This window comes from Mangrovimonas sp. DI 80 (genome assembly GCF_001975575.1).
GTDB classification, from domain to species: domain Bacteria; phylum Bacteroidota; class Bacteroidia; order Flavobacteriales; family Flavobacteriaceae; genus Mangrovimonas_A; species Mangrovimonas_A xylaniphaga.
This window is the reverse complement of the sequence record NZ_MSDT01000004.1, coordinates 221359-239349: the sequence shown is the minus strand read 5'-3', so window position 1 is coordinate 239349 and position 17991 is coordinate 221359. Positions and strand designations below refer to the sequence as shown.

At 36.2% G+C, this 17991-nt stretch carries 17 protein-coding genes; all 17 read right to left on the bottom strand.

The genetic code is table 11. The features are described 5' to 3' along the window. Positions 1-12 precede the first annotated feature (12 nt). Positions 13-1110, bottom strand: a complete 1098-nt coding sequence (locus BKM32_RS08910) for a glycosyltransferase family 4 protein (protein ID WP_123812091.1) — start codon at positions 1108-1110, stop codon at positions 13-15. A 68-nt stretch (positions 1111-1178) separates the two neighbouring features. Then, positions 1179-2081: a hypothetical protein gene (locus BKM32_RS08905; protein ID WP_123812090.1), complete on the bottom strand. Its 903-nt coding sequence runs from the start codon at positions 2079-2081 to the stop codon at positions 1179-1181. Positions 2082-2118: 37 nt separating this feature from the next. Then, the gene (locus BKM32_RS08900) at positions 2119-3555 is read right to left on the bottom strand and encodes an MBOAT family protein (RefSeq protein WP_076663495.1); all 1437 of its coding nucleotides are present in this window, start codon (positions 3553-3555) and stop codon (positions 2119-2121) included. Beyond that, positions 3545-4657 (bottom strand): glycosyltransferase, encoded by a 1113-nt coding sequence (locus BKM32_RS08895; RefSeq protein WP_076663494.1) that lies wholly within the window; start codon positions 4655-4657, stop codon positions 3545-3547. Before BKM32_RS08895 ends, BKM32_RS08900 begins: the two co-directional genes overlap by 11 nt. 16 nt (positions 4658-4673) lie before the next feature. After that, on the bottom strand, positions 4674-6074 hold the full coding sequence (locus BKM32_RS08890; RefSeq protein WP_076663493.1) for an asparagine synthase C-terminal domain-containing protein: 1401 nt from the start codon (positions 6072-6074) through the stop codon (positions 4674-4676). A gap of 97 nt (positions 6075-6171) precedes the next feature. Further along, positions 6172-7644, bottom strand: coding sequence for a hypothetical protein (locus BKM32_RS08885; RefSeq protein ID WP_076663492.1), 1473 nt, complete (start codon positions 7642-7644; stop codon positions 6172-6174). Next, positions 7637-8359, bottom strand: a complete 723-nt coding sequence (locus tag BKM32_RS08880) for a bifunctional 2-polyprenyl-6-hydroxyphenol methylase/3-demethylubiquinol 3-O-methyltransferase UbiG (protein WP_076663491.1) — start codon at positions 8357-8359, stop codon at positions 7637-7639. The genes BKM32_RS08885 and BKM32_RS08880 overlap by 8 nt, the downstream gene beginning before the upstream one ends. Then, complete coding sequence (locus BKM32_RS08875; RefSeq protein WP_076663490.1) at positions 8352-9317, bottom strand: glycosyltransferase; 966 nt, start codon at positions 9315-9317, stop codon at positions 8352-8354. Before BKM32_RS08875 ends, BKM32_RS08880 begins: the two co-directional genes overlap by 8 nt. Next, positions 9318-10319 carry a glycosyltransferase gene (locus tag BKM32_RS08870; RefSeq protein WP_123812089.1) on the bottom strand — a complete coding sequence of 334 codons (1002 nt, stop codon included), beginning with the start codon at positions 10317-10319 and terminating at the stop codon, positions 9318-9320. Positions 10320-10326: 7 nt separating this feature from the next. Continuing rightward, entirely contained in the window at positions 10327-11532 is a 1206-nt protein-coding gene (locus tag BKM32_RS08865) for a glycosyltransferase family 4 protein (RefSeq protein WP_076663488.1), read from the bottom strand. Between the two features lie 9 nt (positions 11533-11541). Beyond that, positions 11542-12294 carry a hypothetical protein gene (locus BKM32_RS08860; protein WP_076663487.1) on the bottom strand — a complete coding sequence of 251 codons (753 nt, stop codon included), beginning with the start codon at positions 12292-12294 and terminating at the stop codon, positions 11542-11544. Then, positions 12291-13175: a hypothetical protein gene (locus BKM32_RS08855; RefSeq protein WP_076663486.1), complete on the bottom strand. Its 885-nt coding sequence runs from the start codon at positions 13173-13175 to the stop codon at positions 12291-12293. Before BKM32_RS08855 ends, BKM32_RS08860 begins: the two co-directional genes overlap by 4 nt. A gap of 152 nt (positions 13176-13327) precedes the next feature. Continuing rightward, positions 13328-14440, bottom strand: coding sequence for a phosphoribosyltransferase family protein (locus BKM32_RS08850; protein ID WP_076663485.1), 1113 nt, complete (start codon positions 14438-14440; stop codon positions 13328-13330). A 41-nt stretch (positions 14441-14481) separates the two neighbouring features. Further along, complete coding sequence (locus tag BKM32_RS08845; protein WP_216349597.1) at positions 14482-15228, bottom strand: class I SAM-dependent methyltransferase; 747 nt, start codon at positions 15226-15228, stop codon at positions 14482-14484. Positions 15229-15285: 57 nt separating this feature from the next. Then, entirely contained in the window at positions 15286-16254 is a 969-nt protein-coding gene (locus BKM32_RS08840; protein WP_076663484.1) for a glycosyltransferase family 2 protein, read from the bottom strand. A gap of 3 nt (positions 16255-16257) precedes the next feature. Beyond that, on the bottom strand, positions 16258-17145 hold the full coding sequence (locus BKM32_RS08835; protein WP_076663483.1) for a glycosyltransferase: 888 nt from the start codon (positions 17143-17145) through the stop codon (positions 16258-16260). A 15-nt stretch (positions 17146-17160) separates the two neighbouring features. Continuing rightward, positions 17161-17973, bottom strand: a complete 813-nt coding sequence (locus BKM32_RS08830; protein ID WP_171971855.1) for a glycosyltransferase family 2 protein — start codon at positions 17971-17973, stop codon at positions 17161-17163. Positions 17974-17991: the final 18 nt, after the last annotated feature.

Sequence of the window (17991 nt, the reverse complement as noted above, 5' to 3'; positions counted from 1 at the left end):
CCTTAGTTTTAGTTAATTGGTATAAAATGCCTGGAACTGTTTACGCTGGGATTCTAAATTAAATTCATTATACACTCGCTTTTGGGCGGCCTCCCTTATTTTTGCTTTAGCTTCCTCTGTCAACTGGCTTATTTCCGAAATTTTCCCTGCCAGTGCCTTCGGATTATTCTTGCTTACCACCCAACCTGTTTCTCCATCCAACACATTCTCAGGCAAGGCTCCACCATTTGATACTACACATAGACAACCCATTGCTTGGGCTTCCAAAACTGCATTGCAAAATCCTTCAGACAGACTGTATTGAATGTAGATATCAGTATTTCTTAAATGGTCGACTATCATTTCATGGGTTTGCTTTCCCTCTAAAACCACTTGATCCTCTAAACCAAGGTCCACAATCAATCTCTCTAAAACTTCCCTTTCCTTTCCTTCTCCAATGACCCTATAGGTAAACGTCTCCCCCTGTTCCTTCAGTTCTTTGAGTGCCTTTAGAATTAAATCTATCCCTTTGATTTCATGTAATCGACCAATTGTTAAGAACATTCCTTCTTTTCTTAAATTTTGGGGCAGATTTGAAAACCGTTGCACATCCAATGCCGGCGTTATTATTTGAACAGGGACCCTCTCCCCCAAACCTTCTTCTTTCGCCCTAGTCTCCATGTATTTAGATATAGCATGCACCTTATCCACTTTATGCCATAACAAACCATAACACCCCCGGTGCTTTTTGGGATATATGTCCATATCATAGCCTCTTAAACTCACTGCCATTTTTGCTCCGATAGCTTCTGCCACAACTTCACTTTGTATGGCCATGGTAGCAAAGCCAAAATGTAACCAATCCAAATCGGCGGTAAGCATGTGCGCATTATTATACATGTTTTTGGCGATTTGCAAGCCCCCTCTTTTTTCTTTACGTTCCAATACCATCAATTTCCATAACCGTTTTGGACAACGACAGACTAATTTGGCATACCCCCAGAGCATTGCAAATACCTGAAGCACTGCATTATCCTTATAAACTTTTGGAGCCAAGACTACCTTGCATAAATTGAATGAGGGGTCGTGAAATTGTGCGAACAGCGTTACCTCATAGCCGGACTGTATCAATCCTTTTATTTTGGAATTAAAAAATGTCTCCGAATAATTAGGCGTCCTTGATAAGACCAGCCCTATTTTTATTTTTTGTTTTGTTCCAGGCACTGCAAAATAAATTTAGCAAGTTCTTTTGAAAACTCTTCTCCTGAGCTGATACTTAAATGATGGCCATCTGTATACTCATATTCTTGATGCTGTAAAGCTGCATTCCAATACTCAACTCTTGTTTCCTTGGCCAATTTTTCCATTTTTATATCAAAATTTGGCATCCATTCGTGTTCCATTTCCCTCATTGCCTTATCTACAGGCATTCTTAACAATAGTACTGTTCCATGCCTTTTTAAATATTCTATTATGGTCTTTAGATATTCCAAGCGTCGTTTTGAAGCTCCCAAATATTCTTCCCTCATTTCCCTATAGCTATTTAGGGTAGCCTTTACCCTTTGTTCTTTTCTGTGTTGATCATCTTTTAAAGCGACCTCAAACCAGCCATCGTCCCGAACTTCCAAATTTTCGCCATGGTAATTTGGCCATTTTTTTGTAATCAACTCAATATTCCTACCTGTATAACAATAGAGCAAATAAGGAATGTTTGGTGCCATATTTACATATTTGACTTTCCCCAAAACAGACTCCGACTCTCTAAAATAACCCCCATCGGTCCTTTCTTCCCTAGTATCGGAAATGGTCCAGGGATTGACCTCCAAAACAAACACGCCATTATGTGATTCAGGGTCCAACTTTCTTTTAATGCTGAGCAGATAGGGTTCCCCATAGGGTGTATGTATCCTCGAAAATGCATAGTTATACAATTTTACACCAGGCAATAGGGCATTGCATATCCTAGGCTGTATCCCTTGTGCTGCCCTAGAAGACCCAATTATCAATGAGTGCTGTTTAGGACTTGTAAATTTTAAATAAAAGGCATCTGCATGTCCATCGGCTAAAGCAAATATTCCTAAAGCACTTATAAAAAGTACCATCAAAAACCCACAAGATTTTAATAAAAACTTCCTCATATCAGAACTGAAAATATATAAACTCCTGTTCCTTTCCTCCGTATAAAAATATCACCATAGCAATCACATAATAAAGCCCCCACCGTAAGGCTTTAGGATACCTTAACCATAAATGCTCTATGGCATACCGCCCTTCCCGACCACGCCATTCTACCAAAACAAATAGACCCAACAACACCAATAAAAAACTTGGCCGTATCTCCGGAATCGAAAACAAGGAGGAACTAAAAACACCTTTAAGATAAGACAGCGCTTCCGTCACGCTAGCAGCCCTAAAAAATACCCAAGCCACAACTGTTAATAAAAAGGTACTCCCCATTTGCCAACATTCCCTAAAATTGGGCAACAACTGTTCTTGTGCCACAACTTCGGTGTGCTTTCTGTGATGTTTTAAGAGAATTAAAGGTAAAAAGTAGGCGGCATTTAAGCCTCCCCACACCAAAAAGGTCCAATTGGCGCCATGCCAAAAGCCACTCACCAAAAAAATAACCAACACATTTCGCAACACCTGTCCTTTGGAACCGCGAGATCCCCCCAAAGGAATATAAACATAATCCCGAAACCAGGTGGATAAGGAGATATGCCAACGTCGCCAAAATTCAGCAATGTCCCTAGAAAAATAAGGGGTTGCAAAATTCTGCATCAAATCAAAGCCAAATAGGCGGGCCGTTCCTATAGCAATATCGGAATAGCCTGAAAAATCGCCATAGATTTGAAAAGCAAAGAACAGGGCACCCAAAAACAAGGTACTCCCTGAATGCTCGGTATGATGTTCAAAGATGGTATTGGCAAACTGGGCACAGTTATCGGCAATCACAATCTTTTTAAAAAGCCCCCAAAGAATTTGACGTAGGCCATCCACAGATTTTTGATAGTTAAATTGACGCTCCCTATAAAATTGTGGCAACAAATGAGAGGCCCTTTCAATAGGACCTGCTACCAATTGCGGAAAAAAGCTTACAAAAGCCGTAAAGGCTAGCATATCTTTGGTGGGCTCCAAGCGCTTTCGATATATATCTATGGTATAGCTTAGGGTTTGAAAGGTATAAAAACTAATGCCTACCGGCAAGATGATATTGAGTGTATTGGGCTGGATGTGTTTCCCGAAAAGGGAAAAGGCCTCAGTAAAATTATCTACGAAAAAATTATAGTACTTGAAAAAGCCCAAAAGCCCCAGATTGACCAAAAGACTTGCCCACAACAAATATTTACGTTCTTTAGGACTCGTTTTCTTCCCTAATTGCAAGCCAATAGTATAGTCCACAAAGGTACTAAAAGCGATTAGAGCCAAAAAACGCGGATCCCACCAGCCATAAAAGAGATAGCTGGCCACTACAAGAAGGCCATTTTGCAGTTGCCTGCGTTGGCCTCCAATAGCCCAATACAGGATAAATACTATGGGCAGGAAAATAGCAAAGTCGATAGAATTAAACAGCATAGGTTTTCCATATTTGTTGGTAACATTTTTGATGTGCTTGGATACATTCCGTTAAGGAAAATTGGCTTTGGGCCCGGCGACACATTTGTGTTCCCAAACTACTTCTAGCTTCGATATCCGACTCCAAGAACATTTGAATTTTTTCAGCAAGATGTCTCGTATCTCCCGCGCGAAACAATAGATTGTCGTAATTATAAAGGAGATCCCTAATCCCAGGGATATCGGCTCCTATCACAACGCGACCGGAAGCCATGGCCTCCAAAGGGGCTAACGGCAAACCTTCCTTACGCCCCTCATCCTTGGTAGGAATCACAAACAAATCGGCCACTGATAAATAGGGCCTTACATCCAATTGTTTCTTAACAAATATAATGTTAGGAGAGGCATAGGTTTGTTTTAGCTCTCTTCCATAGGCATTTTGGTTATCCCCCACAATTAACACCTTAAGCCCAGGATTTCTTAAGCTTTGTACCGCCCCCAATAAGAGCTCTATTCCTTTTACAGGAGCCAAATTGGCGACAGATACAATAACAAAATCACTATCTTGAAAACTATGTCCTAAAGGAGTGGTCCTTGTTCGGGCCAAGGGCTGAAACCGTTGAAGGTCTACACCCAAGGGCATGTACTGCACCTTATCGCTATAAGGGGCCAAGATTCCTGTTACCATATCCCTATTAATGGCAATGATTTTAGTACTTAACTGACTGCGCCAATGCCAAGCCTTATTGCCCCATCCCATAGCCTTTTTGGTATACACATAGGGGATACCCGCCCATTTGGCAGCCAAGGTCTCTGTAAAATCAGAACTCCAATGCCAAGAATGGATCAAATCAAATTGCTCCCGCTTAAAAAAACGGGCTATTTTTAGAATTCTAAACGGTAAGGTACGGAAAGGGCGATAGGGCGTACAAAAGTCCACCATATGAATAGGCACTCCCAGAGTTTCCACCTCCCTAAAAAAGGCGCCACGGTTATGGCTACAAGCGATATGGGGTTCAAACACCTCCCTGTTTAATCCCTTGACCAGATCACAAACCACTTTTCCACTACCAGCGGTATCAAAATTAGGAATGGTAAAGAGAATCTTTATGCGTTTCTTCATACTATCGTTATCTCTTCTAGGTATAATTATACTCTTTTTTTTGGCTAAACAGGGCCAACACCAATAGCATGTTTAAGGTATGGGCCGTTTGTGGATTGGGTTGGATGCAAAACTTACCAAGAGCCTCCTTAATAAAATGTTGTGGCAACCCCAATATTGACTTTGCTTCCCATAAGTGTGCTTCCAATGCTTCTTGGTTCTCTGCTCCCAGAAACTGCAATTCCCAATTGCGTTGGATATACGGTGTTCCCAACTGTTGTTTTACCGTTCTTTTAGCTTTGTTTATGATGCGATAAGGCCAATTATAGGGCGGTTTATTCCAATGATAATTATTCAGGTGGAAGGGCCGCTGGTCCTGCCAGGTCACTTTGGCCAATTGGGGTGCCCTTTGCTGTATATAAGCAATTTGAAGTTGTCGTCCTTTTAAAAATGCCTCAGGAATGGTGGTGATAAATTCACACATCCGATTGTCGTAATATGGAAGAACTATTGGGTGAACCCTCTCAAATACTGACAAATTTATCGAAGTCCATCGAGGTGCCCAATAGAGACTTTTAAACGCCCTGATCTGAGCATTGGCACTTTCGGGAATGTCAATAGCCTTTAGCAAACTGGCAACTCTCTCCCTCAGGTATGCTTTGAAAGTTCCCTTTAGGCCCCATAACTGCCATAATTGTTGAGCCAATTCCAAACCTCCAGGTTTTAACAATTTTTTTTGCAAGACCTCCAACTGCTGTTCAAAGGGCAGGGAGTCTGGTACTTTCATATCGTCGAATAGGACATCTCCCCAATGTCCCAAAAGAAAAAGGTCTCCAAAATCCTTCAATTGTTCCGTTACGGCCATTTGCCTAGGACTACAAAAATCTGTAAAACAACCATTTAAATTAGCTAGTTCATCTAAACGCTCCCATAAGTAACCATTGGAAATTTGCAGCGACTTAAAAGGCATGCCTGCCTTTTTTGCCAATTTCTTAGCGATAACCGTTTCCGGATAGCCCCCAGCAAAGTCATAACTGTAGGTTGCCACAGAGGCACCAGTCGGCTGTAAAGCAACTGCCAAAGTTCGGCTGTCCAAACCTCCCGATAAAGGCAAAATGACCTCTTGCCCCGCAACCTGTGCTCCAACAATCTCCTCCAATAGATCTCCATACCGCTCCAATGCTTGGGAAAATTTAAGATCCTTTGGGCGGTACTCCCATTTAAAATAGGGCTTGGAACCTTGCAGATACCCCTCAGCATCCACTTCATGCTCACCGGCAGGGCGCAATACTATTTGATCTTTCCAATAGGTATCGGTATCCAAAAAAAAGCCTATGGCTGTAAACAAACATATTGCTTCCAAATGTAGTTCATGAGCCCCTTGTACCTTGGCAAAGGTTTGGTGATGTGGAATAATTGGAGTGATATATTCTTTCATTCTTTTCAGTGATCTAGAATTTTTTTCAAGAAATTCTCATATAACTTATATAAAGTTTATAATAAGCCTCCACATCAAAAAGAGCGCAAAAAACAACCTATAATTTATATGTCTCAGTACAATCATTTATAAATCTGTATATTTTATATGAACCTATATTTTCATTTAAATAAAATAAATTGGAATATTCACCAAATATCGATTTTTCAATTTTGGAATACAGGATTAAGTATTTTATTTTACCCATTTTTAAATCTTCCTGTAAATTATACAATCTCAATTTATTTGTCTCGATTTCAAATTGGGGTAAAATACAATTTTTATAAAATTCTAAAGCAAGTTCTCTGTCCTGTGAAAAAAAATATTCATTCCCAACAGTATTTCTTACAAATTGGTTAATACCCTCTCTTTCATTATTTATCATCAAATATTTTCCTCCAATCCCTCTTGCAACCTTTTCTCCATAGAAACAAAAATGTAGTAAGCTGATTTGTATTCCCACAACATAAATCAAGATTAGCACATTTATTCCGTTTCTTGTATAATATTTTTTTGCTTTACTTAACCTATACCCAAGCCATACCAAGAGAGCAAAAATAGCATCGTTGAAATAATTAATACCAGAACCTTTTTTTAAGGCCAATAATGCTGAAATCCCAATACCTAATACAATTAATAATTTTAAAAAAAAACTTAATGAAATTGTAGATTCTTGTAATTTCAACTTTTTTTTTGAATGCAAATCAAATATAATTACCAAACCTAATATCAACAGAAGATAATATAGTATAAAATCCTTATAAGTTGAAACTATTGCTTTCCTTAAACTAAATTCTTTAATTCCCCCTATCGTATTATCGAAAATATACTTAAAATGATACCCTGCAATTTCAATAGTTAACCAGAACAAAATACCAGTCACCAAAAAGCCCAAGGTTAAAAACTGTAAAGCCTTCCAATTTTTATTGACTATAAAAAAAACACCAATTATCAAAAGAAAGCAAAATCCAGACTGCTTGGAAGCAATAGAAAGAAGCCCTACCCCACCAATGAATGCTATATAAACCATCTTTTGACTTGATTGGAATTTGATAAAAAGCAGTAAAGACAATAAATATAAAAATGATACCAGAGCATCTGGCCTAGTCAATGAAAACCATGGGTAACTAATTATGACAAATAAAGCTAACAACTCCCAAATTCTAGATTTAGGTAATTTGAAATATCGAAGCCCTATAGTATACAAAATCAAGACAGACCATAGCAATAGACCAAGAGAAATACTTCTAGACACCCACCTGATCTTTAAAACTTCTGAAGTATCAACCTGCAAAACTGTCAACACTAAATCATTGAGTACATAATAAAGTGGCATGTATTGAGTAAGGGCATAGGGTAATTGATTAGGATTTTGATAGAGGTAATCATTTTGATCCAATATTGTTTGTATTGAATAAATCACATTGCTTTCGACCCCTCGAATATCATTACCTGAAACAATGGAAAGTACCGTTAACGCCATCATACCAAAGGCGCAAATCATAAAAATAAAACGTACAGCTTTAAACATCCCTTTTCAATTTCCAAATTCCTAACAATGATTTCCCTATTACCCTTCCTATACCCGGATCCACCAATTCTGAAATCGGTATTATTGTAGAATCCCAAAAAACAATTTGCTTTTCCGAAGGATACTTTTGTTTTAGAATGAATTTATTCAACAAAGAGGCTAATACTCCAACTGAGTCCAAATATTCCAACTTTATAGTTTCTAGATTTTCACCTACAACTTTTTCTATCTCATTTTTGTTATACCTCCTAAAATGACCTATTGCCCTATCAAAATCAGAAAACAAATAGTTTAATGCAGGAACTAAAATAATGAGATATCCATCTGGTTTCAAAAAGTTTTTGGCCAATTGGATTTCGGAACTATCATTTTCAACATGCTCAATCACATCAATATACAAGATGGAATCAAATTTTTCTTGACTTTTAAAACACCTCAAATAATCAGCATAGATCTGAAGTTTAGGTAAATAATGATTTGGAATTTCCTTTGGGATTTTATTAGCTAAGTTTATATCCGGCTCCAAGCACACCCATGAAGTCACACCTTGGTTTTGGTCTAAAAACAATCTTGTATTACTACCAATGCCTGCTCCAACCTCTAATACAGATTCCCCTAAAAAAGGCTGTATTTTTTTCATCCAATACCCTTTCCAATTATTTGCCAATGCAAACAACTCCAATTCATTCCCTATGTAATTGGATGCTTCAAACACTTTTTATGGATAGTATAAAATCTTTATAAAACTTTTTGGGAGGATATCTAACTATATTTTTTTGATTTAGCTGAAACAACAGAATAAGAAAAGTTGTCAAAACTGTGATAGCCAAAATTGTGATTAAAATCAAACCTGTAACTGAAGACCAACCTGGAATTGGTATCGTAGTAAATAATGCTAAGTAAACTATGGTCAAAACACCAAAAAACACTAATACAGAACAAAACAGGGCTCCAATCAAAAGTCTTACACTCATCACATCCAAATAGATAGAAATAGCACTCATTCCATGCAGAACTAAATTATGAAAATTCATTTTTGAAGTTCCTGCATATCTTTCACCTCTGTCTGTGCCTACTGCTTTATGCGGAATACGGGATTTTAGCATCCCTCCTGAATAATGGTTCCAAATTTCAGGAATAGACACGACCTTAGGCACTAACTTTGAAGGGATACAACTAAAGTTTCCGAAATCCAAATGATGAGATGTTAATATTTTAAAACCATATTTATAAAGTTTATAAAATCCTTTAAACCACATTGCCTCTGTTCTTTTTTGGCGTTTTGCAAATATAATTGTATTATGGTGTAGATTCGCTTCCACAAGCAGGTTCTCGATATCGATTGGCCTGTCTTCGCCATCACTATCCATTACAATAATAAAGTTTTCCCCTTCACTATGATCGTTACAATATGACAGTCCAATAGAAATTGATCTTTGATGCCCCATATTTGTATTTAACTCAATTATTGAGATTGGGAATAACGATTTTAGCTCCTTATTATCGCATTCTTCTGTAGAGCCATCATTCACCAATATTAAACGAATTATATTCAAGCTATTTAAAGAATAAAGGTGTGATAGTTCTGCTAACAAAAACTTAACACTTTCCCAATCATTGAAGACTGGGGCGACTATAGTTACTTTCGGAAGACTTTTGATTGGTTGCTGCATCTATTTGAGGTATGTTTCTAAATAGTATTTCAATATCCACATTTTATATGGAAGCTCCAAAGCCAAAAAAGGTACTACTTTTTTACCAATTGATCTATTAGAAAAGTATGACTTTAAAAACCGAAGCCTTTGTGCCTCCAACTCTGTTTTAAAGCTGTTTTCCTCAAACACTTTCATTTTAGCATTCTTCTCCAGCAAGGCATCCAACCATTTCATTAGTCCATTCAATTCACTAGAATTCACCGTATACTCATGGGTGGCCATTATCTTAAGGCAAGCGTCGTGGTTCTTTATGGCCGTCCACTCCAATTTAGAAAACATGTATGCGGCTATTGGCTCGCATAAACGCAATTGTTCCTTTCTTCGACGAGAGGTTTCACTATACTTCCTATACCTATAATACAATAAGGGTGTTTTTAATACCACACATTTATAGTTCCAAATAACTTTGGTCCATAAATCATAATCTTCGCAGGGCACCATTTCGCTATTGTATTGGTACTTTTTAAACAGCTCTTTTTTCAGCATCACCGTTGGGTGGGTTAGGGTATTTCCAAACAAGAGCTTCATCTTGATTTCCTGATGGGATAGGCCGATTGTTTTTATTTTTTCCTTTTGATCCAGTTCTACATTTGTGGCGCAAAGCCCCAATTCAGGATCTTCATGAAATGCTTCCAATTGTCTTTCCAATCGATGGGGAAAAGACACATCGTCATCATCCATTCGTGCGATGTAGGTTCCTTGGGCCTGAGCAATCCCCTTATTTAAACTATCGGCAATTCCTGTATTGGCCTCCTTTTTTATATACCTGATTCTATGATCCCTAAAACCCCGAATAATTTCCTGAGTCCTATCGGTAGAACCATCGTCCACAATAAGAAACTCAAAGTTTTTATAGGTCTGGTCCAAGATACTTTGGATGGCCTCGGCTATAAATTTCTCTCCATTATAGGTGGCCATCACAACAGAGATTAAGGGTTGGGTATTTAGATGCTCTTTCAACTGCAAATTAAATCAAGGATTGGTAATATTTTATGTTTTTCTCTATAAGAAGCTTCCAATCGAAGTTTTGTTCAATCGTCTTTCTTGCTTCCAGAGCCAGCTTTTCTGCATTTATTTTATTTAGAAACAGTTGAGTGATCATGACTTCATAGTCTTCTTCTGTCTGAGCCATTAAACCATTAACCCCATGTTTTATGATTTCCTGAAATGGAGGTATGTTTGAGGTAATGACCACTTTCCTCAAGGCCATTACCTCAAGTAGTCCAACGGAAAAATTCTCCCCAAAAGAAGGAAAGAGCACTACATGGGCCCTTTGCAAGTAAGATTCAATTTCGGTATTTGGAACTGCTCCATGATAGGTGGTTTGCAGACCTGCTTTGTCCGACAAGAGGTTCATCGCCTTTTGGTTCCAATAATCGTTATTGTTATTGCCCATTATATGAAAGGTAGCCTGAGGGAAATGCTCCAGTAACTTATTAAAGACCCTGCAGGCTATGTCAATCCCTTTTCTTTCCCTAATGGAACCAAAATAAAAGATGCTAAAAGATTTAGTTGGTCCTTGTAAATAGTTTTTACGGGTTGGCAAGACCGGCACCGTTACCCCATTGTATAATACTGTAGGCCGCTGAGGCAAATTGAAGCTTTTTTGGGTTATGTCTGCCGAGTGTTGGGATACGGCTATGACATTGGTATGTATGCGTTTAAAAAACCGACGTTCAAAAATTGTGTCTGACAGCCTATTATCGTAGCCCATGAATTGGTGCAAGGTTAGGCCAGAGCCATGGCAACGAACCACTTTGGGCAATTGCCCCTTGAAGTAACAGGCATCGCCTCCGTAGTCATGAAACTCTACCAAATCGAAGCCCTGCTGCCTGACAAACTTGGAGGCTTTTCTGGAAATGAACCTGCGATTAACGAATTCCAAGCCCCGCTTTAAGGTGATGTAACCCGGTATGTTATAGCGTCTGAAAGGGCCCTTTATGCGTTCATTTATGGTACTTAAATCTTTAATGCTTACCACCTGCACTCCATGATCCTTAAACTCCATAGCTGTCGAGCCAAATGAAAAGACTGTTATATTATGCCCCTGTTGCTGTAACGCTTGGGTGAACTGTTTGACAAATACCCCAATCCCTCCTGTTTTGCCCATTTTGGGATGAGCATATTCTCGAGTAATGAAGCAAATATTGATTTTATTTTCAAAATTATCCATAAAACGTCATTACATCCCCAGTACACTTTTTACCTTATTCTTAAACCAATATTTAAAAGTTGGTCGGAAATAATATTTCTCTATGAGCCTTTTTTCTCTTTTCAGATCTCTATTTTCAATCGTATACAGGGTACTTGTTTTTTTAAGAGGAATATCATACTCTTCTAGCTTTCTTTTTTTATTCAAAAAAAATTCAATTTTTGGAATTGTAGTTTTAATTAACTCATTGGTATTGGCCAAATCCTCCTCATAATATAATAATAAAGTGTTAGGACGATTTTTTAAACCATAAAACCAATTTTGTTTTTGCTTAAAAAATGTCTTCGCTAATTTCTCAATCTCTTCATAATCGATTTTCAATGAAATATCAACCTTTTCCATTTTTGAAAAGTTCTCTTGACTTATATGAGCAGGAACAATATTTTGTTTCATGATCCAATAGCTTTTAGCCTGACTCCAAGAGTCCTTTCGTATTAAATGTACCACAGGGATCGATTTCGGCAAATTGAGATATTTTCCAAGATGGCTATACATTACTTTTCTATGTGAATTGGGAGACATTTCATCTATCAATTTTTCAGGATTGTCAATAACCAATTCCAATGCCTTTTCATAACTTTCTGGAAGTTTTAAATTTTGTCTCGTCAAAGGGTGTACAATCCATTCATCAGGACCATCACTCGCTTCATCAAAAATATCAATTAGAGTATGACGCAAAAGATCACTACCTGAACGTTGTGTTGACAAAACAAAATATTTCATTTTAATAATTTAATAAATTCGGTTGTAGTTTTTAAAGCACCTTTTCTTGTCAAATGATCACCATCTCTTATAAAACAATCATCATCCATTTCAAGGGCACTTAAATCAATTAAGCAAACATTACTTTCATCCAATAATTCTTGAAATTTAATTCGATATTCAGCAGGAATTCTCTTTCTATACAATCTATGCAAAGGCATGTTAACTAAAGTTAGTTCAATATCCCTCTCATTGCAAAGTGCAATTATCTTCAGTAAATTATCAATATTTAATTTAGAAAATTGCCTAACAACATTTTTATCATAAAATTGAGCTTTTATCCTTTTAGCAATCTCTCCTTCTGAAGCCATATCTATTTTATTATTAACATACCCGCCTCTAAATGCATACTCACCGCTCTTGAAATAACTTTCGCATTCCTTATTTATTCCCATCCGCAAATAACTCGGCATTTCACTTAAATTCCATAACAAGCATTCTAATTGGCCTCTAAGAGGCAACATAAAAAAATATGTAGATGATACTTCTTTTGAATATTCCCCACTAACGTAAGAATCATAATAGTTTGATAAACTGTGATAACTGTACCCTAAATAGACTTCTTCAATATTATCATTCCGATCCAACAACTGTTTAATCTTGAAAAAAGAAAAATAATACGACTCTGCATATAATCCCATATTGATGTAGCCATCAATATAACTATCATCTATTGCACACCTTACATGTGAATCTCCTACAAACAAACCTTTATTCAATTCATTTAAATTATAATCCTTACTTATGGATTTAACAATTAATGAAAAACTTAAAAGTAAAAGACAAGCCAAAGAAAAAAGAGTAATAAAAAAATTAGTTAATCTTTTAAAAAAAAATGACATAAAAAATAATTCTTAGATACCGTTTAAATAAAACCCTAAACTTTTTCATGAATTTAGTTTCGGAAAATTGAATTCATTTGTTTTAATTAAAGTTCTTATTGTCTTCAACAATTTTTCTATATTAATAAAGATTGTATTATAACTCTTGGCTATCACCTGTTTTTAGTTTTTAATTTTGAACTAATTAAGTTGCCTATAAATTTAATTTTACCAACTTTATTCAACTTCGAAAATTGCACCCATTTATTTTCCTCAAAGATTTTCATGGCCCTTAAGGCTTTTTGATTTTCTTTTTGCACCTCTGCCATTTCCAATCGCAGCTGTTGCATTTGGAGACTTAATTCGGTTTCCTCTGAAAACACATCACGTATATGACGATTGGCATATGTGATGGTATTCTCATGATACACAATATCTGTCATGCTCTTGATGAATACATCATTTTCAGTACAGAATACTGGTTTGTTCGTAATTTTAAAAATATCCTTAGCTTGGTGCCAACTACTCTCCACAAACAGGGATTCCACTCTTTGTTCATATATAGAAGCCTTGAAACTTGCATGGATCCCTAGCCTCCTACGCTCCTTTGCTGAAGGCAAATCTAACATGATCAACTCTCCATATTCAACTTGGTGATGATTTAACCATGTTTCAGTTTCTTTTCTGTATTTTTCCAATCTGGAAGTTACCAAGCATGGGATTTTGTACTTTGGAATGAATAAGGGTTTTGCGTTTAACAAAAAATGGCGATAATTTGAAGCATCATCATTTTCTTCCTCGGTAGGATCTATACATAATACCCCATCAATATCATAACAGGATTGCGAAGCAACGTTAAAGCAGTTTTTGTAGTTCCATTGAAAAGCTCTGGGTTGTGGCAAATACTTGAAATAAAAATCAATATGTTCAATAGCTTCAGTCGCCGAATAAATGGCACAAAAAGTTATTTCATGATTATTGAAACAACCTTCCATTTTTTCTTTGGCTTTTTGTATTGCAGTTCCCGAATACACACTGTCATCCACTATCAAAACATGTGAGATATCTTTATCTGTAATCCCTAAATTTCGTTCCCCTACCATCCCAGAACTGCCCTTTAAAAACTCCTCCAGGGCCACAACCGGTAAATTTAACTGTGTGCCAATCATATAGGCCGGAATCATCCCTGACCTTGGGATTCCTACCACCAATTGGATATTCGATGGAATTTTATGAAGCCCTTGAAGAATATCTATTGTTAAATCGGCATAACTTTTATAATTCATCCTTTAAATCTAGAGTAAATAAACTGTTCATACAACTACATTTATCTATTTGCTATAACCACATCCTGAAAGCTTAGTCCATTGGAATATCCTGACCACTTCCCTTTCTTAATTTCCAACTCTTTAAACCCTATCCTTTGGTACAGTTTTTCCACATTCTCTTTAGCAAAGGCTATTTGATACAACAAATCTTCTTTACTTTCTACCCAATATCCCTCACGGTAATGTTTAAAATTATAAGTTCCTTTGTCTTTTGCTGTTAGGCTAAGTGAAATAGGATCCATAATATACCATGTTATACAACAGGTTCCGCCTGGCTTCAAAACCCTATAAATTTCAAACAAATATCTTTCGATTTCCTCCCAAAACATATGTGTAAACACAGAGGTTACCCAGATAAAATCAAAAGCTTCCTGTTTAAATGGGAACTCATAATCACTTGCCTTTTGTTTCCCGGTTGGATTATATCTTTTGTTATAAACATCTACCTTGTGGAATTTGAAATTTGGAAACCTAGGGGTAAAATTAGAATTACACCAGTTAAAAGCATCGTTCATGATTTCCAAACCATCATAACTCCCCCGTTGGTTCAGATAGTCTGTTAATGGTACGGCCATTCGGCCAAAACCACTTCCTACTTCCAATACTTTATGATCTGGTTGCAGATTTCCGAAGACTTTAAAATATCCAAAAAATTCAGCAGCTATCTTTCTATTATCCCCGATATTAATATTGTCGTACCGTCTGGGAGGTGTAAGATAGTGCCTAAAGCCAAAACGTACTTCCATATTATCCTTGAATATTTTCCATCGAGTCCGGAGAGCCTGCCTTAATAGAACCATTCTTTATTGATTTATATAATATGCCCTGTTGGTCAGCTTATCCTTATGAAGCAGCCCCAAAACCTTGGTAAGCTGAAAATGGACCAAACGCATCCCTAAACTACAAAACTTTCCAAACGTTATTACTTTAAACCTGTAAAACATCAAAATCAGCTTAAATGACAAGCCTAATTTCCCTTTTGGATTGGGAGCATAATAATATTTTAACCAAAGTCTTAAGTACCCAATAAGGTATGTAGCCTCCTCCCCCCGATTGACTTCACTAAGATGCCTCACCGTATCTGGTATAAATAATTTTAAGGCCTTAAAAACCATTAAATAGAAACTTTGAGGATCTTTAATTGAAGGATTCACAACTGCATCTGCAGATAACTCATTGCATACCAAATAGTTCACACTTAACCTTAACAATGCTCTTATCATCAGTTCAGGGTCATTAAATCTAGGGTATCCTTCCGTAAATCCTCTAATATCTAGCAACAAATTTCTTTTCCATAATGGATTTGAAATTGTCCAAGGTAAATTCGCCGATAAAAAATCATCAAAATAATTAGACTTTAAAATCAACTCCTGTTTAATGACACCCAATTCACTTAATATAGCGATTGGAAACACCCAAAAGTCATTATCAGGAAAGTCTAATGCAGCCTGTACCCTTTGTTGCAAACAATGGGCTAATAAATGATCATCGGAATCCAAAAAAACAACAAACTTCCCCTTGGCTTTTTCTAAACCAATATTCCTACAGGTAGGTGCTCCTTTAGGAGATCGCTCTCTAGCATACCACTTAAAACGGGAATCTTTTTTACAATAGGCCTCCACTACCTCCCTAGTTTTGTCTGTAGACCCATCATCTACTACGATACACTCCCAATGGCTATACGTTTGCCCAATAACAGAGTCTAAAGCATTTTTTACAAGCTCTTGACGGTTAAAAACAGGGATAATAATTGAAACCATTGGATTATTCATAATTTACAGCCAACTTTTTATATTATCAATGGTATTGTAAAATGAAGAAACCCATCTATTATTCCTCCTTAGCAACACTTTTCTCATATAAGGATCTAATAATCTTATATAGTTTGACACATATATGCGTTCCAATTTTTTAAAATCTGCCCCAAATATCTCATTATCTTTATTTTTTACCGTAGCTTGTAATCCATGTAACCTAAATTTCACTAACGTTTTTTGCATAATTGCTATCCGACGTGTTTTTAATACTCTGTAACAAAACTCATAATCCAAAACCTGGTTCAACTCTTCACTAAAATACCCTATTCTATTCACCAGCTCCTTTTTAAATAGAATGGTAGAGGGCTCTCCCACCTTGTTTAAAGGGGTTTCAAAAAATTGATCTGAACAAAACAATGTTTTGTCCAAATAGGCAATATTCTCATTATATTCTAAATTCAAAGTTTTTTGAAGATCAGCCATATGATCAATCCATTTTTTAGACTGAATATTTTCAAAAGATGAATCAATGATAAATTCCCTTTTACAAGCAACAATATCTACCCGTTTCTCTTTCTCTATAACGAGTACCATTTGTGAAACACACTCAGGCATCAGCACATCATCTTGAAATAAAAATTTTATATAAACACCTTTGGCATGCTTTATACAATTATTCCAATTAGATCCAATTCCGTTTGGTTGATGGCCCATTATATAAATTGGAATATTCGTTTTATTTTTATACGACTCAATGATTTCCAGAGTATTATCTCGAGAATCATCATCAGACACCACAATTTCCAAATTGGAATAGGTTTGTGCAATAGCCGAATCCATTGCTTGCTTAATAAACCGGGCACCATTATATGTAGGAATACATATAGAAACTAAGGGTAAAGACATATTACCTTTTTTATATTACCTTTTTAACGCTCTAAAAAGTTTTAATTTAACATCTATTAAAAGCTCTGCAAAAACTTGATTTAAACGAGGAGTATTTTTTAATTTAAGATAATCATTATAAAGTTGGTTATATACCGATTTGTAAAATAAATTATGTTTACTAATTATATAAGCTGTATTTTTATTAACAATTTCCTCAGTAAATTTGGCACTCATTGAAAAGTTTGTAACCCTATAATCAAACGCAAATTCTTTCATATAATAGAATTTGTAGTTTGATTGGATAACCCTCAACCAAAACTCCCAATCTTCATGACCTTGATAAGGCAAATTTGTTTCATAAAGACCTATTGCATCAAAAACCGCCTTTCTAATTAAAGCACAGGCATCTATATAATTCACATAAAACATTTTATATTCATTAAATTCACCTACCTTAATGTATTCATTCCTTTCTCCAAAAAAAACAACATCACCATAAATCACACCTATATCAGATTCCTTTTCCATTATTTCAACTGCGTTTTGAATAAATGAATCTCTTATCCTATTATCAGAATCCAAAGGCAATATGAAATCACCTTCAGACTTCATTATACCAAAATTACGAGCACTTCCTAGACCACCATTTGTCCTTTTATAGTACTTAAACCTTGAATCCTTTCTCTCCCAATTCAAGGCAATCTCCTCCAAATTATCTGGAGAACCATCATTAATAATAAGAGCTTCCCAATTATCAAACTTTTGATTGTAAACCGAAAGTAATGTTTCCTCTAAAGTCTTTTCGGTTTTAAAACATGGAATAATAATACTTACTTCAGGTTTCATATGCATGGAATCACTAAA